Here is a 24,969-nt window from a genome sequence, read left to right as displayed (position 1 = left end):
GCTCAGCACTCCGTCAGGAGTATGTCGAGGTCGGCGGTCGAACGCTCGCCGAGGTCCTGGGCATGCGCGTCGAGGAACCGGGACGCCGCCGCCCGCCCTTCGTCGCGCAGCATGGCGAGGAATTCCCATTCGGCGTTCAGCTTGGACGAATGGTCGAGGTCCGTCATCATCTCGGTCATGATCCGATGCGTGCGCATATTGGCCCAGCGCGCGCCTTCCGCCGTGTTGGGCGTCGCCATCTCCCGCATCAGCGCGATCATGCGCAATTCCTTCATCAGGGCGGCGTTGAAGGAGATCTCGTTGATCCGATTGAGGATCTCGGAGGCGCTGCGCGGCGTTTGCGGCCGCTCGCGGGGATTGATCTGCACCAGGATGGAGTCCTGCGCCTCGCTCTCGCGCACCAGCGGCGTGATCGTCGGATTGCCGGCAAAGCCACCATCCCAATAGGGATCGCCGTCGATCTCGACAGCCTGGAACATGGTCGGCAGGCAGGCCGAGGCGAGCAGCACGTCGACCGTGATGTCACCGTTGCGGAAGATGCGCCCCCGCCCGGTCCGGACATTCGTCGCGGTGACGAAGAGCTTGATCGGCGCGTGCGCCAGGCGTTCGAAGTCGACGGTCTCGGCCAGGATGTCCTTGAGGGGATTGTATCCCAGCGGGTTGAGGTCGTAGGGCGAGAACAGTCGCGCCATCAGGTCGAGCGCGACGAAGGCGGGCGAGGTGCTGAGCGACCAGTTGCCCATGACCCGATCGAGCGGGGTGCGCTGCAGGGGACTCGCCGCCCCCGCCTTGGCGACGCGCCGCCAGAACTCATCCAGCGCGGCGCGGGCCCCCTCGGGACCGCCGGTCGTCCAGCCATGGGTGAGCACGGCGGCGTTCATCGCCCCGGCCGAGGTGCCGGACACGGCCTCGACATGCAGCCACCGCTCCTCGAGCAGCCGGTCGAGCACGCCCCAGGTGAAGGCGCCATGCGCGCCGCCGCCCTGCAGCGCCAGATCGATCGGCAGGGGATCGGCCGTTCTCCCGTGCTGCTTCGACACCATGGCCCTTTCCCCACTCGCCCGCAACGCCGACCCGACGCGGCCGCCCCAGTCCCGCGACGGGAGCCCGGACGCTGCCGCGCGCCGGCACGATAGGCCCGCCGCGGGTGCCGCGGGAATTGGCGCTCTGTCCCGATCCCATGCATGTCGTCCCTATTTTGCACCGCAACATGCCGCCGGACAGCGGCGGCTCGCGCCGGCTGGGCGGACGTGCCTGCATCCGGCTAAATCGTCAGCGTGCCGGTCACGAGCGCCGAGATGCCGATCAGCGCCGCCACCATGACGAGGCAGAACAGGGCCAGCTCGGCCGGACGGAACCTCCGCTCATGCTCCGGCTTCGCCGACAGGACGTAGAGGAGCGAGCCGGCCGCCAGGATGATGGCGACGAAGAGCAGGTATCTGGCCCCCCCGGCCAGGATCATGGCGGCGGCATAAACCATGGCGAGGCCGGCGCAGCCGAGGTCGAAGATGCGCTGGCGCGGCGCGCCGCCATAGGTCTCGCCGGTGCAGGCGAGGCGCACGCCATAGGCCGCCACGAGGAAGTAGGGCACGAGCGTCATGGCGCTCGTCATCTTCAGGGCCAGGTTGAAGGCGTAGTCGGCGAAATAGGTCACGAGCAGGAACAGTTGGATGACGCCGTTGCTGAGCCAGAGCGCCGCGACCGGAACGCCCTTGTCGCTCACGCGGGCCAGGGGGGCCGGCATCGCGTCGTTGCGGGCCGCCGCGTAGACGACCTCGGCGGCGAGCAGGGACCATGACAGGTAGTTGCCGAGCACCGAGACGATCAGGCTGATGCCGATGAAGGCCGCACCCGTACGGCCGACGACATGTTCCATGATCCCCGCCGTCGACGGGTTGCGCAGCCTCGCCAGTTCCGCCTGCGGCAGCACGCCGAAGGACAGCATCGTCACCAGGACCAGGAGGATGAAGACGACGATGAGCCCGAGGACCGTCGCGGCGCCGACATCCCGGCGGTTCTTCGCCAGCCGCGAATAGACGCTCGCCCCCTCGATGCCGACGAAGGCGAACACCGCGACCAGCATGACGCCGCGCGCCTGCCCGAAGATGTCGGCCGCCGTCGGCGCGTCGCCGCCGCGGAGATTGGCGGCGAAGACCGCGGGATCGAAGGCGTAGGCGGCCACCGCGATGAAGATGAGAAGCGGCACGAGCTTGGCCGCGGTGACGATCGAGTTCAGCGCCGCCGCTTCCTTGACGCCGCGCAGGATCAGCACGTGCGTGCCCCACAGGATGACGGAAGCGCCGACCAGGGCCGGGATCGTCGTGCCGTCGCCGAAGATCGGGAAGAACGCGCCGAGCGTCGCCTTGATCAGGACGAGGCAGGCGACGTCGGCCAGGCAGCAGCCGATCCAATAGCCCAGCGCCGCGTTGAAGCCGACATAGCGGCCGAATCCTGCCTTCGCATAGGCGAAGATGCCGGTGTCGAGTTCCGGCTTGCGCAGCGTCAGGGACTGGAAGACGAAAGCGAGCGCCAGCGTGCCGAGGCCGGCGGCGAGCCAGGCGATGCCGGCGCCGAGGGCGCCGCTGGACCGGGCGAAGGCGGCGGGCAGCGTGAAGATGCCGGAGCCCACCATCGAGCCGACGACAAGGGCGACCAGCGCCCAGAACGACAGTTTTTGTTCCGTGGCGTGGGCCATCCGGGCAACTCGCCGAGCAAAGCAGCCTCGCTCCGACGGACGAGCCGGCGGTGAGCCCCCTGCGATCGATGCAGGGTAGGCATCCCGGGTGCACGCGGGAATTGGTCCGATGTCCCAATCCGATGCCTCCCGTCCCGATCTGCAGGCCGCCGCCCGGCGTCAGCCGACCCGGCCGAGCCTGCAGCCGCCGTCGCATTCCGCCGTTCGCCAGGTGAGGCCGGTGGTGCGGACATAGGACGCGAGGGCGAAGAGGATCAGGCCGACGCTCGCCACGGCGGCCATCAGCAGATAGGTTCCCTCGCCCATCGGTCCGTAGAACCGACCCGAAAGCGCCATCAGCAGCGCCATGACGCCCGCCCAGAGCGCGGCGAGCCAGCCCTGCGCCCGCGCCTGCAGATGCGCCGGCGCGAGGCGGGAGATCGCGGCCATGCTGGCCAGGTGGGTCGCGCCGAAACTGACGGCGTGGAGCATCTGCAAGAGGACGAGGACCGCGAGGGAGGGGTCGAGAGCCATCGTGCCCCAGCGCAGCACAGCCCCGGCCGCACCGAGCAGGAGGACGACCGGCGGGCCGCCCACCGCCCAGAAGATCCGCGCTCCGACGGCGAAGAACAGGACTTCCGCCGTCACCGCGACCGACCAGAGCACGCCGATCTCGGTGCCCGAATGGCCCTCCTGCGCCCAGTGAATGCTGCTGAAGCCGTAATAGAGGGCATGGCTGGCTTGGATGAGCGCCGCGCCGACGATGATCAGCGCCAGGCGCCAGAGATGTCCGGACGGCGATGGAAGCTTCGCCGCGCGCACGGCGCCGGCCGGCTCGGACCGGGCGACGGAAACGGCCGTCACCGCCAGCACCGCGGCGGCGCCGGCGAGGAGCCAGATAATGAAGGAGGGGCGGAACCAGTCGAGCATCCGGCCGGCGCCGATGCTGGCGACGATGAAGCCGAGCGAGCCCCACAGGCGGATCTGGCCGTAGACCTGCTCGCGCCGCGCCGGAACGACCTGCAGGCGCAGCTTGGCCCAGGCATAGGTGTCCGTCAGGGCGATCAGCGGCCCCTGCGCCAGCCCGAGCAGGAAGACGATGACCAGGATGGTGACGTAGCGGTGCGACAGCGCCAGCGACACCGTGCCGATCAGGACGCCGACGGCGCTGACGGCCAGCGTCCGCGCCACCGCGCCGCGGCGGTCGGCGAAGTCCGTCACGATCGGGTTGGCCAGCAGGCGGCCCAGCAGCGGCGCGGCAAGCACGGTTGCGATCTGCGCCGCGTCCAGGCCGCTCGACTGCAGCCAGATCGGCAGGAACGGCAAGGTGACACCGAGATCGAAGAACAGCGCCGTGTAGAGCAGCGACAGCCGCAAGGCCGGAAGGTCCAGGTCACTCATCCAGGCATGCGTCCTTCCATTCGGCGCCCGGTGCCCCGTCCGGGAAAGCGAGGCCGGTCCCCGGCCTCTCCGCCGCGGGTCCCGGCACGTCCGTCGTGACCGCCCGCGTTGCGAGTCGGCCATTCTGACGCTAACACCCGTACGACGCTGGTTCAATTTCAGAGCTCCGCCGCCAAGTCCAGAGCCAGAGGTCGCAGCAATGAAGGTTTGTCGGCGAATGATCGAGTCGCGCACGAGATCGCCCCTCAGCCGTCTGCAGGCATCCGGTTTCTCGCAACCGGTCCGGCGCCCCGACGCCTCGATCGCGGCGAGCCCGTCCCGGGGCGCCTTGCGGCCGCGCCTGCCCGGCGCGCGAGGTCCGTCCAGGCGCGGCGGGGGCTTCGGCCTGCTGCTCCTCGCCCTGCTGGCCTCGGGCTGCAGCAGCCATCCGGAGGGCGTGCTGCGCCCCGTCGCCACCGGCCCGACCGGCGGCGCCCGGGTCGACATGCTGGTGGCGACCACGCGCGCGCCGAGCGGCGATCCCGGCACCATGTTCACCGGCGAACGCGGGGACGGCATGTCGCTGGCCAAGATCGTCATGTCGCTGCCGCCCGGCCGCGAGGTCGGCACGATCCAGTGGCCGCGCCGCGTGCCGGGCGATCCCCAGCGCGACTTCGTCACCGAATCCGTCACGCCCCTGCAGAAGACCGACGTGCCGCGCTGGTTCGCCCAGGCCGGCGCCAGGCAGCATCGCGTCTTTGTCTTCATCCACGGCTTCAACACGCGCTTCGACGCCGCCGTCTTCCGCTTTGCCCAGATCGCGCACGACACGGATGCGGGGGCGGCTCCGGTGCTGTTCACCTGGCCGTCGCGCGGACGCATCCTCGACTACAACTACGACCGGGAAAGCGCGAACTTCTCGCGCACCGACCTCGCCAACCTGCTGCGCACCGCCGTGGCCAGCCCGCAGGTCAGCGAGGTCACCGTGCTCGCCCATTCCATGGGCGCCTGGGTCGCGGTCGAGGCCCTGCGGCAGATGGCCCTGTCGGACGGGCGCATCTCGCCGAAGATCAACAATGTCGTGCTCGCCTCGCCCGATCTCGACGTCGACGTCTTCCTGCGGCAGATGCAGGACATCGGCACGAAGCGGCCACGCTTCACGGTCTTCACCTCCAACGGCGACCGGGCTCTCGGCGTCTCCAGCCTGATCTCCGGCCGCATGACGCGGCTGGGCGGCATCGATGTGACCGGCGAGGACTACCGCCGGAAGTTCGCCGGCATTCCCGATCTCGTCTTCATCGACATGAGCCAGCTGCGCAGCGGCGACGCCTTCAACCACAATGCCTTCGCCACCAGCCCCAAGGCCGTGCGCCTGATCGGCGACCGCCTGATCACCGGGCAGCCCATCACCGATTCGGACGCCGTGGCGCCGGTCGATGCGGCGCAGACCCTCGGCAGCGCCGCCGGCACGCTGGTCGCCGCGCCGTTCCTGATCTTCAACCGTGTGCAGAACCCGTAGCCGCGATCGAGTTGCGGCAGCCCCCCCTTGCAGAGCTGCCCATGCAAGCCCGGTCACGGATGTCGCAGGATGCATCGTCGGAGCCGGGCTCGATCGCGAACGCCCCCGAACCAAGCCGCGATGACCACCGGCATCGGAATGACGCCGACCTTCGGCACCGTCCCGGTAGATCGGGCAGCCCGGCTGCCATGACCTGCTCGACCGGCCGCGAACCAATCGGAAGCGGACGAAGGCGGGCGCTGCTCGGTTCGAGGGCATGGTGGTGGCTGAAGCCGAGGCCGCTCAGTCCTTTTCCGTCCTGCTTTTCATCAGGAAGAATGAAAGCGCTGCGATGACCAGGGCCAGAGCCCCTCTCCCCGAAACCGGCGAATTGAGGTTGCCGTCCCGAGAGACGGCTTCCCGCAGAAAGAGAACGGCGAGAACGGCGATTACGACACTGATCAAATTTCCCTTCAGATCTTCGAGATTTTTGATCTCCAACCACTTCGGCAAAGGAATCGTTTCGTCAACGAAGAGCGCATACAGGTCAATTCTGACAATATATACAGCAATGGCGATCAAGAATGCATCAACAGCTTCCACCGATCCCACAGCGAAAACCTTGACGTCTTTTGAAGAAAATTCACCTCGCCCGATCGTGGCGATGACGGACGCCATGAGAACAATCATTTCATACAGCAGGAGCACCAATGATCCCCAAAATGCGCCGATCACCGGAATAAGCATGATGTAGCGGCTGCACGATAAAATACGTTTCAGCAGAGGAATTTTCCCTGCAGAATCGGAATTGAAACATTCAAATTTCTGCGGAACTCCCACCTGCGCATTCGGTTTGCAAGTCAATGACGCTGGGTCGCCGAACGGATTGGTTTCCAAATCCGGCCCAGGCGGTGGGTCACCAGACTTTTCCTCGTCCGGGCAACCAGAATCCGCGGTCGATCAAGGATTGCGGGACAGAATCCAGCCCGTGGCAACCTGCCCATGCGCCGCTGTCGCCATCGTCCTCCCTCAAGGCCCCGATCGGAATCCCCGCAATACTGAACTTGGAACGGATCGACAATTATTGGGACATTTCGTCGTTTCCGGGAGATCTCGTTGATCCGCAATTTCGATCATCTCGAATCCATGCTGTTTCGAGGCGCTGGTGGAGAAGTGCGTCGCGCGGGTGATGAAGCTCGATCCCTGGGAGGCTTCGCTGCGGGTGCGCTCCGACGCACAGGGCCCGCTCAAGTATCCCAACCATGCAGCGCTGCTCCTTCCCGGACTTCGGGCATCTTGCCGGAATATGCATCCGGACGAACAGCCGCAGCCGGGGATGCTTCCGGAAGCGCCGACATCGTCTTGCGGACGCGGCGATCCGCTTCCAACCTCGTTGAAGACGTCCGGCAGGTCACGCGCAACGGCGGGTTGCCGGTTTGCGTCCTGCCTCCCGCCACGCCCTGGGCAAGCTCACAGGTCAGCCATGGCCGTCATGATCCTCGGCCTGCGAGATTGATCCCAGAGGATACCGGCCACGGCAGGTCTGCATGCTGTTCAATTTGTCTCAAAACAGAGCAATTCGTCCCAAATCATTTGCCGTTATCTTCGATGGGATCAAATATAACTGATGTCCGTCGATCAATTTTCGAACATCCATCCCAGGAACCTCTGTTCATTGCATATTTTCTTTGCCAGAAAGGAGCCGATGGGGTTTCCAGGATGAGCCCGGCGGTTCCCTTTGGGGGGATGCATAGGAGGCGAAGTGGCCAGAGCGATGACGAGCGGAAAAGGAAGGGGGTGGCCACGGCTTGCCATGGTGGCCGTGCTCGGTTGGACGACCGTCCATCCCGTGTTTGCACAGACGGCACAGTCGCCCGACCCGGGCAAGCAGACGCCGGTTGCGACGGCGGCAGATCCGGCCGCGATCTATTCGCTTACCGATCTTGAATACCTGCTGGGCCCCATTGCCCTCTTCCCCGACACTCTCGTGGCCTTGATCCTGCCGGCAAGCACGTTTCCCGAGCAGATCGATGAGGCGGACCGGTGGATCGCCGCCAATCCGGATGCGGTCAAACGAGGCGACTTCAGCGAGGTCGACGCGAAGGACTGGGACTCGTCGGTCCAAGCACTGGTGCGCTTTCCCGACGTGATCGACATGCTCGCCGGCCATTTCGACTGGACAGAGTCGCTCGGAACTGCGTTCGCCTTCCAGCCCAAGGATGTAGCGATCGCAATCCAGATGCTCCGCGCCCAGGCAGAGACGCACGGCAACCTCAAGTCCACGCCACAGCAGACCGTGACTGCGCGGGACGAGGCCGGATCGCGCGTGATCTACATCGCGCCAGCCAATCCCGAGCGCATCTACGTCCCGACATATGACTCTTCGCGTGTCTTCAATACGACGAGTACGGCGGCAGCCGGGGCTCTGCTGTTCACCAGTGCCGTGGTCCTCGGCTCGAGCTGGAACAACCGGTGGGGCTGGAACGACCGGCGATGGAACCAGGTGTGGGTCAACAACAATGTCTGGCACGCCCCGCCACCCAACTGGCGTCCGAACCCCGGTCGTCCCGGTCGCCCCCCGGAGGCGTGGCGGCCTGACCGTCCCGGCATGCGGCCCGACCGTCCCGGCGGTGCACGCCCCGATCGTCCCGGCGGCGCACGTCCCGATCGTCCCGGCGGCGTGCGACCCGATCGTCCCGGCGGCGCGCGGCCCGATCGTCCCGGCGGCGCGCGGCCCGACCGTCCCGGCGGCGCACGGCCCGACCGTCCTAGTGGCGCACGGCCCGACCGTCCCGGCGGCGCACGCCCCGACCGTCCCGGCGGCGCACGCCCCGATCGTCCCGGCGGCGCACGCCCCGATCGTCCTGGTGGCGCGCGCCCCGATCGTCCTGGTGGCGCGCGCCCCGATCGTCCCGGTGGCGCACGGCCCGATCGTCCCGGTGGCGCACGGCCCGACCGTCCCGCTGCCAACCGTCCCGCCGCCCGGCCAAACCAACCATCGGCGAGGCCAGGGCAGCAGGCCAGGCCTCAGCAACAGCGCCCCCGGCAACAGCAGGCCAGACCGCAGCAGCAGCGCCCCCGGCAGCAGCAGGCCAGGCCGCAGCAGCAACGAACCCGGCAACAGCAGGCAAGGCCGCAGCAGCAACGAAACCGGCAGCAGCAGGCAAGGCCGCAGCAGCAACGAAACCGGCAGCAGCAGGCAAGGCCGCAGCAGCAACGAAACCGGCAGCAGCAGGCAAGGCCGCAGCAGCATCGGGCAAGGCCGCAGCAGAGGGGGCATTCGCAGCGTCGTCCCTTGCCTCGGCAGAGCATGACGACCCCCGATGTCCTGGGCCCTGTCGATGCGTGACGCTCAGCCTCCACGGCCCGGGATTGGCGGTGGAGGCTTCCGCCTCGACGCATGACGTCGAGTGAAGCCTCCAGATGGCGTTCGGTCATGTCGGGGGCTCGCACCGAAGGATCGGGGCTCGCCTCCCTCGCGGGCAGGCCCCTTTCCGCCGAAACGCTCGCTCCCGCGCAGGGCCGGCTCATTCGACCTCGAACATCGTTCGGCTATGGGACGCGCGGGCCTCTGCGGACATGACCCGGCGGAGTGCGTGCCTTCCGGGGCTGTCTGGTCACAATCGTGCCTCTTATCACGCGCCTCGCTCAGGCCCCCACCCGGTGGATGGCAGCATTCGGCGAGATCGACGACGCATGCCGGCCCAGGCCAGGGCGCCCAAATTGGGACAATATGCACAATGACTGGGACGCGGGGGACATGCGGATCTGGAATGTCGTGGTAGAGAACAATAGTGTGGATATTTGCGTCGGGTGGAGATGATATGATCAAGAAAATCGCAGCTGTTACACTGTTTGCCCTCGCGGTGGCGGGCTGCAACACGGACTCGCAGTCACAACGCACGCTCGGCGGCGCCGCTCTCGGCGCGGGTGGCGGCGCTCTGATCGGGGCTGCGGCCGGCGGAGGACGCGGGGCGGCGATCGGCGCGCTTGCGGGCGGTGCGGCTGGAGCGCTCATCGGTCGCGCCACGACCCCGAACAACTGCATTTTCGAGGATCGCTACGGCCGTCGCTTCACCGGTCCCTGTCCTTGAAAGTTGACACGGAAATCAAGATTTCCGGACATGCCCCCTGGGATCAGCGCCGCGAGGCCGCTGATCCCCTTGCGTGTGCCGAGTGCTCTCGCGCGCCAGGCAGATCCCGACGTTCGGTCCCGGCCCGATCACGCTTTTTCCCACGTCCGGATCAGCGAACGCGGAACCGCCTGATCCGGTCCGGCCGCGGATCTTCAAGATCCAGCCGTGCCATACCTTTCGGCTTCTTCCTCGCGGCATCATCCGCAAGCCGGGCTCGGCCCGGGTTCCTCCGCCCATCGACGACGGCAATGGGCTGCAGGACACGGGGCCGCCACAGTCCCTGATTTCGCCCAAGGCCAGGAACTCAGGAGGAGTATCCTCCGGTGATCCGGGCTCTCCCTTCTCGGCTGGCAAGCCGCGACAGTCCGCGACGCCCCTCAGAAACGCCTCGCCAGCGGCTGCGCCGGCGCAACCGCTGGCGATCCTCATCCTGCTTTTCGCGCCGCACCTGTCCGCCTCGGCCCATTCGCAGCGCCCCCCTTCCGGGACTCTTCAGGCGTGCAGGCGTCTCAGCAGGGCGTGCAGGCTCAGTGCACCTGCCCGGTTTTGCGGCTCGTCACGGCCGCTGCGATAGCCGCGCTCGGCCCAGCCCATCTTGCGGGCCGCCCCGGGCGACAAGCCGAACTCGCTCTTGAACGCCCGGCTGAACGTCGAGGCGTCCGCGAACCCCCATAGTTCGGCTATCCGCGCGACGGAACGCACGTTGCCGGCGTCGAGGAGGGCGTCGCGAGCCCGCAACAGCCGCTGGCGCCGGATATGCGCCGACACGCCGCCGAACGGCTCGAAGGTCCGATAAAGGCGCGACCGCGAGACGAACAGGTCCCGGCACAGGGATTCGGGAGAAAGATCGGGCTCCGCGATTCTGCGTTCGATTAGCCGCCTCGCCCGATTGAGCAGTCTCAGGTCGATGGGGTCGCGTGCGCCCGAGGGCGGGATCTCGGAAGGAGCGGCGCATGCGGCGATGAGGCCGCGGGTCGCCTCCAGAACGCCCGGCAGCTCGGAGGGGCGCAATCGCGGAAGGCGGCGGCAGAGCACGGTCAGGAAATCCGCCAGCAGCAGGCTCGCGCCGTCGTCGAGCCGGCGGTCCAGCACCGCATCGATATTGACGGCGACGAGATCGCGCGGAATGAAGAGCAGGAGCATGCCCTGCGCCTCGAGCTCGGACTGGAAGGGCCTTGCCAGGCAGTGAAAGCTCAGTGCCGTCGCCCGGCCCTGGAAGACCTCCGAAGCTGCCCCGTCGAACGGCAGAAGCACATAGCAGTGATCGAACTCCACGCGCCGCGCATGACGCCAGCCGAAGGCATAGCCCGGCCCCGGCAACTGCGCGCACACCAGAGCCATCTTGTCGAGATTCCAGGTTTTCTGATGGACCGGAAAGGTCTTGTCCTTGCTTCTGGCGGGGAAGATCTCGATCACCCCTCGATAGGCCGCCTTGAATTCGTTGAACTGAGCCGGGCCGGGAAGGCCATGGGTCGTGAACTCGGCGGCTTGAAGCGGCGCACCATCCGGTTGCCCATCCGATGCGTCATTGGGGGGATGTTTTTTCATGCAAGAGAGCTGGACTGGAACCGAATCGTCATGCTCGTTCCCGATCGGAAGCGATCCGGTCTGGATTGGAAGGGAGCCGCGTTGATCTGCCGTTCAGGTCGCCGTGACGGGAGCCGCGCGCCGGCGGATGCCCTCCCGCGACATGTCGCGGCCCGGCCGGTGCGCGCGACAGGCTGTTTCCGCGCGCCGCCGCCCCGCCATGACTTTCGCATTGGCGTCTTCGTCGAGGGAAAGGCATCGGCGGGTCAGCCAATACCTGCCTTGAGGCTCCAAGCCTCGAGCATGGCCTCGTCAGCTGTTGCTTCACGCTCTTTATAGTTGATTCCAGCAGAAACCATCGCCAATATTCCAAAATCTCGAAAAATCCCGCAAGAATATCGAGCTTATCCCCCCTTGGACGAAACATGCCAATATATTGGCGACACGTAAACGCTGAATTTTCTTCAGGTAAAACCTGAAATCGAGTCACGGAGCATCGGCATGTCCATAAAGAGAATTGACTTGAATCTGTTTCGGGTCTTCGAAGCTGTCATGCAGTGCCGGAGCGTCAGCGGGGCGAGCAAGGAGCTCGGCGTCACTGCGTCGGCGATCAGCCATGCTCTTGCCCGCCTCCGCCACGCGGTCGGCGACGAGCTGTTCGTTCACGGCGAGGATGGAATGGCGCCCACCGTGCGCGCTCTCGAACTCGCCCCCGCCATCCGCGACGGGCTCGGACGGATCGACGATGCCGTGAGCGCCAGGTCTTTCGTCCCGGCCGTTTCGGCGCGCACCTTCCGCATTTCCACCACCGACTACGGCACGACGATCATCCTCACCCGCCTGGTCGAACGGCTCGCACGGACGGCGCCGCAGCTCGAGCTGCGCATCTTTCCCTACAACCGGACCGATGTGATCCGTCATCTCGACGAGGGTCAGCTCGACCTCGTCATCGGCTGGTTCGACGACCTGCCGGAGCGGGTGCGTCGAACGGCGATCCTGAGGGACAGGGAGGCGATCGTGGTGCGCCGCGGGCATCCGCTGGCGGGCCTGCCGGTCGACCGGGCGCAGCTCTTCTCCTACCCGTTCGTGGTGGTGGAGTTGACAGGCAGCGGAGAAAAGTCCGCCGATGGCTTCATCGATGAGCGCGGCGTCTGGCGGCGCGTATGGATCGACCGCCTGCTGATCGAGACCACCGAAGGCGACGCCGTGGCGCATGTCGCCGTCTCGCTGCCGCACTACGCGGCGGTTCCCGGCATCCTGTCGGCGACCGACATGGTCGCGACGCTGCCCGAGCGGATGGCGCGGCAGCTCGTGCTTGCGGGCACCCACGCGATCCTCGACTTGCCCTACGAGCCGCTGGAAGCCGCCGCGGAGGCCATCTGGCATCAGCGCGGCGATCGCGACAGGGGCCTTCAATGGCTGCTGGAAGAATTGGTGGATGTGATGCGCTCCGCCTGAACGCGAGGGATTGCCGCCGTCACGCAAGCATCGACGGGACCGGTCGGAAAGAGCCCGGATCGCGTCGAGGGCACCCGCCCCGATGGCCTCAACCCCGATGAACGACACCAATATCGCCGGTGCCCCCCCTTCTCGGCCCGGCGGGCGGAGCATCAGTACCGGCGGGCCGGGTTTCACAATCCGATCGCGGCGCCCCTGCCGCGTCGCCACCGCGAGGCAACCGATGGCCGATCGAACAAGGCCACGCAGCAGCCGACCGGCCGGACGTGTCGGCGGAAGTCGGACCGAGACAAGAAACCGATGACCGCAGCGCCGCTTTCAGTCAGGATTGCACGTCTTTTCATGAGCCTATCCTGCCCTACTCGATTGCGCGGTCGCGGATATTCGATTTTGGGCAAATTATCATTCCAGATAACGATGAGAAATGACGCGGTGTCCCAAATTTTGTGCACCGCATCCCCATACCGTCCGGTCAACATTCAAGAACGGGACGTTATCTCAACTCCGAATTGGTCGAATATGCTTTGAGTGAAGGTAAACTTCGAATGCTATTCCTCAAAGCAGAGATGAGAGTCTTTCCGCATGTCGGCTTGAGCTCTCCCGGCAGGAAGGCTGCCCTGGAGACAGGGCATTGACCGGCCGCGTCGGCCCTATCGACACCGGCGAGCGGACCATATCCGGGTGACGTCGCATCCGCAGGCGCTTCGGCCAGCCGAGCCGTCGAAAGACCGCGATCGCTCCTGCCGGCCTCTTCTCCTGCCGCGATCAAGGCAAGCCGGTCCCGGCTCGCCGGGCTCGGGACGGGTCGGCCCTGATCGAGGCGGCCCATGTCCTCCGGGGCGCGGTGGGCGCCCTCGCGCGTCCGCCGCCCGTCAGGCCGGCTGGCCGGCCGGCGTCTTCACCTCCGGCGCCTTCTCGGCCGAGCGGTCGAACCGCTCGAACCAGGTGGTGTAGGCAACCGGCAGGAAGATCAGCGTCAGCAAGGTCGCCACCAGCAGACCTCCCATGATGGCCACGGCCATCGGCCCCCAGAACACGGTCGGCGCGATCGGAATCATGCCGAGCACGGTGGAGATCGCCGTCAGCATGATCGGACGGAAGCGCTGGCTGCAGGCGGTGATCGCGGCCGCGCGCACGTCCTTGCCCGCGACCCGCTCGGCGTCGATCTGCCCGATCAGGATCACCGCATTCTTGGTGATCATGCCGATCAGGGCGAGGATGCCGAGGATGGCGACGAAACCGAGCGGCCGGCCGGAGAGCAGCAGCGCCCCGACCACGCCGATCAGCCCGAGCGGGGCGACGCTGAGCACCAGCACCAGGCGCTGGAAGCTCTTGAGCTGCAGCATCAGCACCGTGAACATGATCAGCAGCATCACCGGCACGACCGCCAGCACCGAGGCGAGCGATTTCTGGCTTTCCTCGACGGTGCCGCCGACGGCGATGTGATAGCCGCGCGGCAGGTCCTTGGAGAGCTTGGCGATCGGCTCGTCCAGCGCGGAGGTCACCGTCTCCGGCAGCACGCCGCGAGCGACGTCCGCCTGCACGGTCAGGGTCGGCACGCGGTCGCGCCGCCAGATCATCGGATAGGCCTGGGCATATTCGAGCGTGGCGAACTGGCTGAGCGGCACGGTGCGCCCCGAGGGCAGCGGCACCTGCAGGGAGCGCAGCGTCGACAGGTCGGCGCGTTGCTCGTCCGTGGCCCGGGCGATCACGTCGACGAGGTAGATATCGTCGCGCACCTGGGTGATCGGGCTGCCGGAGATCACGGTGTTGAGGACCGTGGCGATGGTCTGGCTGCTGAGGCCGAGCAGGCGCGCCTCGTCCTGGTCGACCCGGATCCGCACCTCGCGGGCCGGCTCGTTCCAGTCGAAGTTCACCAGCCTGGTGTCGGGATTGCCGGCCACCGTCCGCGCCAGGTTGAGGGCCAGGTCGCGGACGCGGTCGGGGTCGGGGCCGCTGACGCGGTACTGGATCGGCCAGCCGACCGGCGGTCCCAGCTCCAGCGGATAGACGCGGGCGACCACGCCCGGGAACTGCTCGGCCAGCAGCTTCTCCAGCTTGGTGTGCAGCCGCTCGCGGGCCGCCACGTCCTTGGCCACGATGACGGCCTGGGCGAAGAAGACGTTGGGCAGTTGGGCGTTCAGCGGCAGGTAGAAGCGGATGGCGCCGCGTCCGACATAGGTGCTCCAGCGATCGACGTCGGGATCGCCTTCCAGCACCTGGTCGAACCGCTTGGCCGCGGACTCGGTCGCGAAGATTGACGCGTTCTGCGGCAGGCTGAGGTCGACCAGCAGCTCCGGCCGGTCCGAGGACGGGAAGAACTGGTTCGGCACCAGCGGCAGGGCGAGGATCGAGGCGGCGAACAGCACCAGCGTGGCGCCGATCGTGATCCATTTCAGGCGGATGGCAGCCGAAAGGAAGCTGCTATAGGTACGGAAGACCCAGCCGGGCTTGGCCTCTGCGGCCGTCTTCGCCGGCGCCTTCAGGATCAGGACGCCCAGCAGCGGCGCGAAGATCACCGCGACGAACCAGGAGACGATCAGGGCGATGGCGACCACCGCGAACAGCGTGAAGGTGTACTCGCCCGCCGAGCTCGCGGCGAAGCCGACCGGCACGAAGCCGGCGATGGTGACGAACGTGCCCGCGAGCATGGCGAAGGCATAGGTGCGGAAGGCGAAGGTGGCCGCGCTGTGCTTGTCGTCGCCGACGCCCAGCCGGTTGAGCATGGCGTCCGTCGTCGTCATCGCATCGTCGACCAGGAGCGCCAGGGCGATGATCAGCGCCCCGAGCGAGATGCGCTGCATGTCGATGTTGGCCAGATCCATGATCGAGAAGACCACGGCGAGCGTCAGGGGGATCGACAGGGCCACCACCAGGCCGGGCCGGACGCCGAGGCTGATGAAGCTCACCACCATGATGATCGCCACCGACTGCCAGAGCGAGGCCATGAAGTCGGCGATGGCGTGGTCGACCGTCACGGCCTGGTCGGCGACGAGGCGGCTCTCGATGCCGATCGGCATGTCGTCGGTGGCCTCGGCCATGGCCGCCTTGATGTTCTTGCCGAGCGCCAGGATGTCGCCGCCCTCGCGCATGGCGATGGCCAGACCGATGGCCGGCTTGCCGTTGACGCGGAACAGGGGCTGGGGCGGATCGGCGAAGTCGCGGCGGATCTGGGCGATGTCGCTCAGGCGCAGGATGCGGCCGTTGACCGGGAAGTTGATGTCGCGGATATCCTGCTCGGAACTGAACGAGCCGGTGACCCGCAGCGCGATGGCCTCGTCCGAGGTCTGGATCGTGCCCGCCGGGTGGATGATGTTCTGGGCATGCAGCGCCGCCAGCAGCGCCTGCCGGTCGATGCCGAGAGCCGCCAGTTCCTTGATCGAGAACTCGATGAAGATCCGCTCGTCCTGGGCTCCGAGGATCTCGATCTTGCTGACGTCCGGCACGTTGAGCAGCTTCGAGCGGACGGTCTCGACCTGGTCGCGCAGTTCGCGCATGGAGAAGCCGTCGGCGGTGAAGCCGTAGATGATGCCGAACGTGTCGCCGAACTCGTCGTTGAAGCCCGGCCCGACCACGCCCGCCGGCAGCGTGCTGCGCATGTCGCCGATGCTCTTGCGCACGTGATACCAGACATCGGGCACGACGTCGGCCGGCGTGCTGCCCTGCAGGTTGACGAAGATGGTGGTGACGCCGGCGCGGGTGAAGCTGCGGATGAAATCGAGGTGCGGCGTCTCCTGCAGCGTGCGCTCCAGGCGCTCGGTGACCTGCTTGAGCGTGTCGTCGATCGAAGCGCCGGGCCAGGCGGCCTGCACCACCATGGTCTTGATGATGAAGCTCGGATCCTCGCTGCGGCCGATGCGGGTGAAGGACCAGACGCCGGCCGCCACCGCGACGATCATGAAGTAGACGACGACGGAGCGCGTCTTCAGCGCCCAGTCGGACAGATTCCAGCCGCTCATGGCGCCGCCTCGAGGAGCCTGACCTTCTGGCCGGGATGCAGGGCCTGGACACCGGCCGTCACGACGATGTCGCCGATTTTCAGGCCTTCCGAGACGATGATGGAGGCGGGGTCGAACCGGGCGGCCTCGACCCGCCGCAAGGCGACGGTGAAATCGGCTGGGTCGACCACCCAGACGGCGGGGTGGCCTTCGGACGAGGTCAGGGCGGAGGCCGCGACCGCGATGCGCGGCTGGGTCTGGGTCTCGGTCTGGCCGCGGACCGTCGAGCCCAGGCGCATGCTTTCGGGCGGATCGATCAGGCCGACCTTGACCTGGAAGGTGCGGGTGACGGGATCGGCCTGCGGCGCCACCTCGCGGACTCGGCCGGTGGTGGCAATGCCCGGCGCGTCGGTCAGGCTGATGTTGATGACCGGATCGGGCGGCAGCGAGCGGATCATCTGGGCCGGCACGTCGAAGACCGCGTCGCGTCCGTCCTTGCGCGCCAGGCGCACGATCATCTGGCCGGCCTGCACGACCTCTCCGGGTTCGGCGCCCCGCGCCGTCACCGTGCCGGCGGCATCCGCCCGCAGTTCGGTGAAGCCGACACGGTCGTGCGCGATCTTCAACTGGGCGCCGGCGTCGTCGACCATGGACTGCGCGGTCTGGAGAGCCTGCTGCGCCTGATCGAAATTGGCCCGCGTGGTGAAGCCGTTGCGCATCAGGCTCTGTTGGCGGTCGAAATTGTTGCGAGCCTGCACGAGCTGGCCCTCGGCCGCGGCGAGATTGGCCTCGGCCGAGCGCAAGGCGTTCAGTTCGTTCTGCGGATCGAGCTTGGCCAGGACCTGCCCGGGCTCGACGCGGTCGCCGACATTGACCTGGCGCTCGATCAACTGCCCGCCGATGCGGAAGGCGATCGCCACCTCGTTGACGGCCTGGATCGAGCCGGTCAGCGACACCGGCTCGCCGGCGGTCTGGATGGCGACGGTCTCTGTGCGGACCGGGCGGGGCGCCGGTGCGGCCTGCTCCTGCTCCTGCTGCCCGCACCCTGCCAGGACGAGGCAGACGACCGACAGGGGAATGAATGCATGTGCGAGTCGGCTTCCGCCGCCGGCAGCCAGGTTCGATATCGGCACGTCCAGCTTCCTCGATTTCAACTCGCCGGCAACGCAGGGCGCGCCGATCCGGCCGCAGCCGGGCCCGCGCGCAAACGGTGCCGCACTATAACAACCAGCTTCCGCGCCGGTACCGGCCGAGAGTCCTGTCTCTGTGCAACGCGTCTCAAACACCCGCCGCGCGCACCCGCCGGCGGCGTCAGGCGTGGAGGGCCCGCAGGGTGTCGCCGAGGGGGCTGGCGCTCGGCGGGGGCGCCCGGAAGCTGCGCGGCGGAGAGGGCGAGCGCGGGAAGCCGGACAGCGCAGCCGTGCGTGCATCGCTCGGGCTGTAGCCGAATTCCTTGCGGAACGAACGGCTGAAGCCGGATGCGTCGAGGAAGCCGAAACGCTCGCCGATCCGATTGATGGTCTCGGTGTTGTTGCCGTCCGACAGCATGCCGTGGGCCTGGAGCAGGCGCTGGCGCTGGATGTAGTGCGTCACGCCGCCGAGCGGCTCGAACAGGCGGTAGAGCCGCGAGCGGGAGACCGACACCGTCCGGCACAGCTGGCCCGGCCCGAAGCCGGGCTTCTGCAGATTGTTCTGGATCGCGATGCGGGCCTTGTCGAGGATGGTGAGGCTGATCACCGGCCGTGCCACGGCCATGTCCGCGGTGCTCGGCGCCAGGCAGGCGGCGACGAGCGCCCTCGTCGCTTCGGCGATCTGGCCGACCTGGTCGACGCCGACCTGCGGCATGCGGCCGGCCAGGCTCAGCAGGTAGTCGGCCAGGATCCCCCTGGCGCCGACATCGCCGATCTCGCCCTGGATCGCATCGAGCGCGCTGGCCGCGCCCCCGAACAGGTCGCGGGGGATGAACAGGGACAGGACATAGCAGTCCGCCGCCTCGCCCTCGAAGGGCCGGGCCAGCGACCGGATGCCGAGCTGCCGGCTCCCGCCCGCCCCGTCCCAGGCCGCGTCGCCGGGCCGTCCCCGGTCGTCCGACAGCACCAGGCACCAATGGTCCAGGGGGTTCTTGCGCAAATGCCGGAACCGGCGGCGGTACTGCCCGCCCGGCAGGAGCGCCCGGGTCAGGACGAGGCTGCCGAGGTTCCACACGGTCTGCTCGGCCGGAAAGCCGGCGGACGGGCTTTCGAGCAGTTCCATATCGACGACCGGGGCCATGAAGCTGCGCCAGGCGTCGAACTGCTCCCGCCTGGGCAAATCACATGTCGAGAAGACCAGCGAAGATTGCACGACCATACCCGCCTCCCGAATGATAGTCGCGTTCACCCTCAACTACCCTAAAGGCACGCACGGCGGCGCCCCATCATGCCCTTCGAAGATGATGGCAAATTGAAACCTGAAGGATAAGTTGCTTAAAATTGTGTCAGAGATCGCTCACATTTCGCAACGATAGAGTTATCCTGTTACCACACATCATCATAATCGCTCAACTCCGCCGACCAGGGATCGTCCTGAGTCGCCTCGTCGGCGTCCGAAACGGCGGGAACGGCGGTCGGCATCGCCTTGCCGGCCCCGGCCGGCGACGGCGCCATCATATCCGAAACCCGCGTCAGGACGTAGGGGAAGAACGGGTTTGAGGACATGCGCAGCAGGTTGTCGAGACGCACGATCAGCGTGCCCGTTTCGCCGCGGGCCGCCACCGAACCGAGCTTGATGCCGAAATCCTCCGTGCCGTCCGGGTTCGTGCCGTAGAGCGCGTCGGTGGTCGGGAAGGGCAAGGCGACATGCGACAGGGAGAAGACCTCGGCGGGATAGGACAGGCCGAGTTCGTGCACCGTCGTCGCCGTCTCGCCCGCCGGCGTCACCTGCGCCACCATGTCCGAGCGCCCCGGCCCGGCATTGATGATCACCGTGGTGGCGTAGAGGCGCGGCGGCGCCGGCAGGATGCGCTCCAGCATGGTCCGCGACGCGCTGGTCAGCAGCGGCCCCAGCTTGGTGTTGCGGTTGAGGTCGAACAGCACCAGTTCGCTGCCGTTGGCCGGCAGGCGATTGTAGAGCGCGGTGATGATCGCCCGGGTGCTGACCGTGAAGTCGAGCACCGACTGGAAGGTCAGGACCGGCGGCAACCGGGAAAGCCGCCCGTCGCGCTGATGCGCGCCGATCTCGGCCTGCAGAGCCTGGGTCAGCGCGTAGGACTGGCGCGCACCGTTGACCGGGAAGGAATTGTACTTGAACGGGTTGAACTCGGGCAGGATGGACAGCCAGGCCGCCTTGGCGAAGGCCGGCAGGAAGGCCGGCGCACCGGCGAGGCCGGCAAAGCGGGCAAAGCGGGTGATGCCGACCATCGGCGAGACCAGGATCAGGTGCTCGGCCTGCGGCAGGGCCGGATTGTCGATGGCTTCGAGCGCATAGAGCAGCGCCAGGGCGCCGCCGTTGGAGAAGCCGACGATGTGGAGCGGAGCCCCCGGTCCGGCCCTCCGCCTGGCCTCGCGGACCGCCAGGCGCGTGGCCGCGGCCCAGTCCTCCCATTCCACCGCCGTCAGCGCGGCGGGAACCGTGCCGTGGGCCGGCAGCCGGATGGCGACGGCCACGAAGCCGCGGTCGCGGTAAGCCCTGGCGACGTGGCGCAAGCTGTAGGGGCTGTCGGTCAGCCCGTGCAGCAGCACCACCGCCCCGACCGGCGCGCCAGCCGGCTCGAGCATATAGGAGCGGTTCCAGTCATGCGCGAAATGTTCGGGATCGACCGGGCTGCCGCGAACGTAGCGGCTGAAGCCGGGGCCTTCGGTCTTTCCGGCATCGCGCATGCCCTGGGCGCGGACCGATTGCATCAGCGCATCCTCGGCCGCGAGGTATTGCGCCCAGTCCATCCCGTCGATGGCCGCGGCATGCGCTTCGTTCGGGATGAAGGTGTGCCAGTTCTCCAGCGGCAGCCCGCGCTGCGAATCGTAGATGCGCACGCCCAGGATCGCCACGACCACCGTTGCCACGAGCACGGCCGTCCACTTCACCAGTCGATATGCCCAAGCCGCCATGACGCTCGTCTTGTCCCCGCCCAGCGCATCGCCCCCTCGCAGGCGCGCAAAGGGGGCCGACGGCCCCCTCTACGGCTGCAGCAACGGGAGGCGGTGCGTCAATAGTCGACGGCGTCCCGGATGATCGGACAGGTCATGCAATGACCGCCGCCGCGACCGCGGCCGAGCTCGGCCCCGGTGATGGTGATCACCTCGATGCCTTCCTTGCGCAGCAGGGTGTTGGTGTAGGTGTTGCGGTCATAGGCGTAGACGACGCCCGGCGAGGCGCAGACCAGGTTGGCGCCGCTGTCCCACTGGGTGCGCTCGCGCATATAGGCGTTGCCGCCGGTCTCGACGACGCGCATCGCCTTGAGGCCGAGGGCATCGCGGACCGTCTCGACGAAGCTGCCCTTGTCCTTGTGCAGCTCGACGCCGCCCTTGCCGTCGGGGCGGTAGGAGAAGGCCTGGATGCCGTTGACGATGTCGGGATAGAGCAGCACGCAATCCCGGTCGGCGAAGGTGAACACCGTGTCCAGATGCATGGCGGCGCGCAGCTTGGGCATGGCCGCGACGATGACGCGCTCGGCCACGCCTTTCTCGAACAGGTTGGCGGCCACCTGGCTGATCGCCTGGCGCGAGGTGCGCTCGCTCATGCCGATCAGCACGTTGCCCTTGCCGATCGGCATGACGTCGCCGCCCTCCAGGGTGGCGAGGCCGTGGTCCTTGAGCGGATCGCCCCACCAGACATTGACCTTGCCGGCAAAGTCGGGATGGAACTGGTAGATCGCGGTGGCGAGGATGGTCTCCTCGTGGCGCGCCGGCCAATAGAGGGCGTTGAGCGTCACGCCGCCATAGATCCAGCAGGTGGTGTCACGGGTGTAGAGGGTGTTGGGCAGGGGCGGCAGCAGGTATTCGGTCACCCCGGCCGCCTCGCGGACGAGCTTGAGCATCTCGCCGCCATGCGTTTCCGGAAACTCGTAGGTGGAGAGGCCGCCGATCAGCGTCTCGGCCAGTTCGCGGTGCGACAGCCCGTCGAGATAGCTGCGGATTTCGTTGACGAGACCGAGCCCGACCTGGTCGGGCACGACCTGGTTGTCGAGGATCCAGGCCTTGGCCTCGGGGATCGCGACCGTCTCGGCCAGCAGATTGTGCATCTCCACCACATCGACGCCGCGGTCGCGCATCTTGGTGATGAAATCGAAATGATCGCGCTTGGCGTTCTCGACCCAGAGAACGTCATCGAACAGGAGGTCGTCGCAATTGCTCGGCGTCAGGCGCTGGTGCGCCCGGCCCGGCGCGCAGACCATGACCTTGCGAAGCTGACCGACCTCGGAATGCACGCCGAACTTGGTTTCCATCGTTGGGCTCCTGTTGCTTCTCAAGGCGTGATGACGCCGGTCAGAAGACCGTAGGCGCCGACCAGGCCTGCGATGACGGTGACGGCGAAGATGACGAGCTCGGCCGGCGCGAACACGCGCGCCTTCTGCTCCCAGCGCGACCAGAAATAGAGGACCGTTCCCGGCACGAAGAGCACCGCGACCAGCAGCACGTATTTCAGGCCGGCGGCGATGAACATGAACAGGGTGTAGATCACCGCGATCCAGGCGAAGATCTGGTCGCGGCCGCGCTCGCCGGGCGCGGCTTCGTAGCCCTGGCCGCTGCGGGCGAGAAGCACGCCGTAGCCGGCAACGAGCAGGTAAGGCAGCAGCGCCGTCACGCTGGTCATGTCCAGCATGAAGTTGAAGGCGTCGCGCGACCAGTAGGTCGAGATCACGAACAGCGAGACGACGATGTTGGTCAGCCACAGCGCATTGGCGGGCACGCGGTTGCCGTTCTGCGCCGCGAACAGCCTCGGCATGTCCTGCGACTTGGCGGCAGCGAACAGCACCTCCGCGCAGATCAGCGACCAGGCGAGATAGGCGCCGAGCACCGAGACCAGCACGCCGACCGAGATCAGCACGGCGCCCCAGTGCCCGACGACCAGCTCGAGAGCGCCGGCGAGCGAGGGGTTCTGAACGCCCGCGATCGCTGCGCGGGGGGCCGTGGCGTAGGGCAGGAGCGTGACGGCCACCATGAGCCCGGTGACGCCGACGAAGCCGAGGATGGTGGCCGTGCCGACATCCGAGCGCTTCTTGGCGAAGCGGGAATAGACGCTCGCGCCTTCGATGCCGAGAAACACGAAGACCGTGATGAGCATGGTGTCGCGCACCTGCGCCAACAGCGTCTTCTCGGGCATTCCCACGCCGCCGAAGAAGTTCTCCGAAAACTGGGCGTAGCTGAAGAAGAAGATGAAGGCGAGGATCGCAACGATCAGCGGCACGATCTTGGCGATGGTGACGATCGTATTGACGAAGGCCGCCTGCTCGACACCGCGCAGGATCATGAAATGGAAGGCCCATACGCCGATCAGCGACACGATGATCGCGGTGAGGGAGCTGCCGTCGCCGAAGATCTCCGGGAAGAAGCGTCCGAGCGTCGAGCCGATGAGCACCCAGTAGAAGACGTTGCCGAGACAGCTTCCCACCCAGTAGCCGAAGGCCGACAGGAAGCCCATATAGTCGCCGAAGCCGGCCTTGGCATAGGCGAAGACGCCGGAATCGATGTCCGGCCGCCTTTGGGCCAGCGCCTGGAACACGCGCGCCAGCATGTACATGCCGGTGCCCGCGATCGCCCAGGCGATGATGGCGCCGAACGGCCCGGTCGCGGTGGCGAAACGGCCGGGAAGGTTGAAGATGCCGGCCCCGACCATCGACCCGACCACCATGGCGGTGAGTGCGGGCAAGGACATCGTCCCAGTCGTCTTGGATGTCATTCCTGCCCTCGCACGGTGTGTGCCCGTCGGTTGTATGCGTTCAAGATGCGAGCCCGCCCCGGTCGCCGGCGCGAGCAGCAAACTCCGGCGCAACGCCTCCCGGCACCGTCAGGGACGGGCCGGCGGCGGCCGGCATCGTCGACGAAGGAGCGCGCCTTCGCCAGGAGGGAAAGGCGCGTCCTCGAAGATGCCAGGGGGCCGTGCCCGGAAGCCGTCCCGGCCGGCCGGGCCCTCCGGGATCAGGGGCACGGCCCTTCGAACACCGAGCCGTTCGTGTGGCGATAGAGGCAGTTGTTGGGTGTCGATGCGCGCCCGATCAGCGCTCCGCCGACACCGCCGACCGCTGCGCCGACCGCAGCTCCCCGACGTGAATTCGAAGCGGTCAGGCTGCCGACCGCCGCGCCGGCGCCGGCCCCCACCAGCCCGCCGCCGAGCGTGCGCTGCGACTGGGAATCGCTGTTGCAGGCCGCGAGCGCGCCTGCGGTCAGCAGCAGGATGACCAGATGCCTCATGGCGTCCCTCCCGGGTTCGTCGAAATTTGAGCGGGTGCCGCGGGCTCGTCGGCCAGGATCTGCGAGGACACGGCCTTGGCCAGCGCGTCCTTGAGCGCCTGCTCCTTCGAAGCATCGAGAGACGTCTTCAGCACTTTGCCGCCGAAGCCTTCGATCTCGGCCAGGACCTTGTCTTCCGTCATCTTTCGGACCAGCACGAAGAGCGCCGCATCGCCCGGATTGATGCTCTGGGCGACGTCCTTCATGAACTGGTCGTTGATGCCGTAGTCGGCGAAGGCGCCGCCGAGCGCGCCCGACGCGGCACCGACCGCCACGCCGAGCAGCGGATTGAGGAAGACCATGCCGACCAGCAGCCCCCAGAAACTGCCCGAGACCGCGCCGCTGACCTTGAGGTTGACGAGCTGGTTGAGCTTCATCTCGCCGTCGGGCGCCTTGGTGGCGATCACCGCGTCGGCGATGTCGATCAGGAACTCCTTCTGCAACTGCAGCAGCCGCTGCCTGACCTCTTCCGCCCGTTGCTCGCTCGGATAGGTGATGACGACGAGATCCGACATGCGCTCGCTTCCTGCCTAAAGTCCCGGCTCGACGTCGGACGGTTCCGCGGCGGGATACGCTCGGCTGCAGGCAGCAGCCATGCAGGCCGCGCCGCTTCCGGGCAGAACCGCGCCCCCGTCGACTGCCTTCTGATGATCGATAATAGGGCGTCGGTTGTCAGACCAGAAAGGGCGGAGCGTCCCAAGAATAGGCCGCGGATCTCAGTTTGCAGTGCATGGAACCCTTGAGCCGCGGCGCACAAAACTTGCCGAAATCCGACGGCAGCTCGCGGCCCCGGCTGATCTGTCGCGGCAGACGGGCTCTCCCGGCGCGGAGTCGCCGGGCATCCGCAGGCGACGCCGCGGGGTCGGAGGACGGCGCACGGGACGGAAAGCCCAGGCTCTCTCGCAGGAAGGCGCTGCATCGCGCCGCGAGG

17 protein-coding genes are annotated in these 24,969 nt (G+C 67.3%); 4 read left to right on the top strand and 13 right to left on the bottom strand.

The genetic code is table 11. The features are described from left to right. Positions 1 to 2 precede the first annotated feature (2 nt). The 3 genes from AC27L4_RS02130 to AC27L4_RS02120 form a co-directional block, all read right to left on the bottom strand. Positions 3 to 1,043 carry a patatin-like phospholipase family protein gene (locus tag AC27L4_RS02130; RefSeq protein WP_487140300.1) on the bottom strand — a complete coding sequence of 347 codons (1,041 nt, stop codon included), beginning with the start codon at positions 1,041 to 1,043 and terminating at the stop codon, positions 3 to 5. A 221-nt stretch (positions 1,044 to 1,264) separates the two neighbouring features. After that, a complete protein-coding gene (locus tag AC27L4_RS02125; RefSeq protein ID WP_487140299.1) occupies positions 1,265 to 2,695 on the bottom strand; it encodes a basic amino acid/polyamine antiporter in 1,431 nt (476 codons plus the stop codon). A gap of 159 nt (positions 2,696 to 2,854) precedes the next feature. Next, the gene (locus AC27L4_RS02120; protein ID WP_487140298.1) at positions 2,855 to 4,075 is read right to left on the bottom strand and encodes an MFS transporter; all 1,221 of its coding nucleotides are present in this window, start codon (positions 4,073 to 4,075) and stop codon (positions 2,855 to 2,857) included. 217 nt (positions 4,076 to 4,292) lie between these two features. Between AC27L4_RS02120 and AC27L4_RS02115 the strand changes: the two genes are divergently transcribed. Continuing rightward, positions 4,293 to 5,573, top strand: coding sequence for an alpha/beta hydrolase (locus AC27L4_RS02115; RefSeq protein WP_487140297.1), 1,281 nt, complete (start codon positions 4,293 to 4,295; stop codon positions 5,571 to 5,573). A 282-nt stretch (positions 5,574 to 5,855) separates the two neighbouring features. Here the strand turns inward: AC27L4_RS02115 and AC27L4_RS02110 are convergent, their stop codons facing one another. Then, on the bottom strand, positions 5,856 to 6,449 hold the full coding sequence (locus AC27L4_RS02110; RefSeq protein WP_487140296.1) for a YqhA family protein: 594 nt from the start codon (positions 6,447 to 6,449) through the stop codon (positions 5,856 to 5,858). A 916-nt stretch (positions 6,450 to 7,365) separates the two neighbouring features. Here AC27L4_RS02110 and AC27L4_RS02105 point away from each other — a divergent pair. Together AC27L4_RS02105 and AC27L4_RS02100 are read left to right on the top strand one after the other, a co-directional pair. Beyond that, on the top strand, positions 7,366 to 8,901 hold the full coding sequence (locus AC27L4_RS02105) for a DUF3300 domain-containing protein (RefSeq protein WP_487140295.1): 1,536 nt from the start codon (positions 7,366 to 7,368) through the stop codon (positions 8,899 to 8,901). Positions 8,902 to 9,376: 475 nt separating this feature from the next. Next, positions 9,377 to 9,646 (top strand): YMGG-like glycine zipper-containing protein, encoded by a 270-nt coding sequence (locus AC27L4_RS02100; RefSeq protein WP_487140294.1) that lies wholly within the window; start codon positions 9,377 to 9,379, stop codon positions 9,644 to 9,646. A gap of 534 nt (positions 9,647 to 10,180) precedes the next feature. Here the strand turns inward: AC27L4_RS02100 and AC27L4_RS02095 are convergent. Beyond that, a complete protein-coding gene (locus AC27L4_RS02095) occupies positions 10,181 to 11,236 on the bottom strand; it encodes a helix-turn-helix domain-containing protein (protein WP_487140293.1) in 1,056 nt (351 codons plus the stop codon). Positions 11,237 to 11,737: 501 nt separating this feature from the next. Between AC27L4_RS02095 and AC27L4_RS02090 the strand changes: the two genes are divergently transcribed. After that, positions 11,738 to 12,673: a LysR family transcriptional regulator gene (locus AC27L4_RS02090; RefSeq protein ID WP_487140292.1), complete on the top strand. Its 936-nt coding sequence runs from the start codon at positions 11,738 to 11,740 to the stop codon at positions 12,671 to 12,673. 872 nt (positions 12,674 to 13,545) lie between these two features. Here AC27L4_RS02090 and AC27L4_RS02085 read toward each other — a convergent pair. The 8 genes from AC27L4_RS02085 to AC27L4_RS02050 form a co-directional block, all read right to left on the bottom strand. Then, positions 13,546 to 16,632 carry an efflux RND transporter permease subunit gene (locus AC27L4_RS02085; RefSeq protein ID WP_487140291.1) on the bottom strand — a complete coding sequence of 1,029 codons (3,087 nt, stop codon included), beginning with the start codon at positions 16,630 to 16,632 and terminating at the stop codon, positions 13,546 to 13,548. Continuing rightward, positions 16,629 to 17,744: an efflux RND transporter periplasmic adaptor subunit gene (locus AC27L4_RS02080; protein WP_487140290.1), complete on the bottom strand. Its 1,116-nt coding sequence runs from the start codon at positions 17,742 to 17,744 to the stop codon at positions 16,629 to 16,631. The genes AC27L4_RS02085 and AC27L4_RS02080 overlap by 4 nt, the downstream gene beginning before the upstream one ends. Positions 17,745 to 17,922: 178 nt before the next feature. Next, positions 17,923 to 18,960 carry a helix-turn-helix domain-containing protein gene (locus tag AC27L4_RS02075; protein WP_487140289.1) on the bottom strand — a complete coding sequence of 346 codons (1,038 nt, stop codon included), beginning with the start codon at positions 18,958 to 18,960 and terminating at the stop codon, positions 17,923 to 17,925. A gap of 167 nt (positions 18,961 to 19,127) precedes the next feature. Then, complete coding sequence (locus AC27L4_RS02070; RefSeq protein ID WP_487140288.1) at positions 19,128 to 20,696, bottom strand: alpha/beta hydrolase; 1,569 nt, start codon at positions 20,694 to 20,696, stop codon at positions 19,128 to 19,130. 98 nt (positions 20,697 to 20,794) lie between these two features. Further along, complete coding sequence (gene arcA, locus AC27L4_RS02065; protein WP_487140287.1) at positions 20,795 to 22,033, bottom strand: arginine deiminase; 1,239 nt, start codon at positions 22,031 to 22,033, stop codon at positions 20,795 to 20,797. Positions 22,034 to 22,053: 20 nt separating this feature from the next. Then, positions 22,054 to 23,487: a basic amino acid/polyamine antiporter gene (locus tag AC27L4_RS02060; protein ID WP_487140286.1), complete on the bottom strand. Its 1,434-nt coding sequence runs from the start codon at positions 23,485 to 23,487 to the stop codon at positions 22,054 to 22,056. Positions 23,488 to 23,726: 239 nt separating this feature from the next. Further along, positions 23,727 to 23,999, bottom strand: a complete 273-nt coding sequence (locus AC27L4_RS02055; RefSeq protein ID WP_487140285.1) for a YMGG-like glycine zipper-containing protein — start codon at positions 23,997 to 23,999, stop codon at positions 23,727 to 23,729. Beyond that, positions 23,996 to 24,553, bottom strand: a complete 558-nt coding sequence (locus tag AC27L4_RS02050) for a DUF1269 domain-containing protein (protein ID WP_487140284.1) — start codon at positions 24,551 to 24,553, stop codon at positions 23,996 to 23,998. The genes AC27L4_RS02055 and AC27L4_RS02050 overlap by 4 nt, the downstream gene beginning before the upstream one ends. Between the last annotated feature and the right edge of the window lie 416 nt (positions 24,554 to 24,969).

The organism is Labrys sp. Lb11, assembly GCF_057554225.1.
Note: the sequence above shows the minus strand (reverse complement) of the source record. Positions and strands in the feature narration are given on the sequence as shown.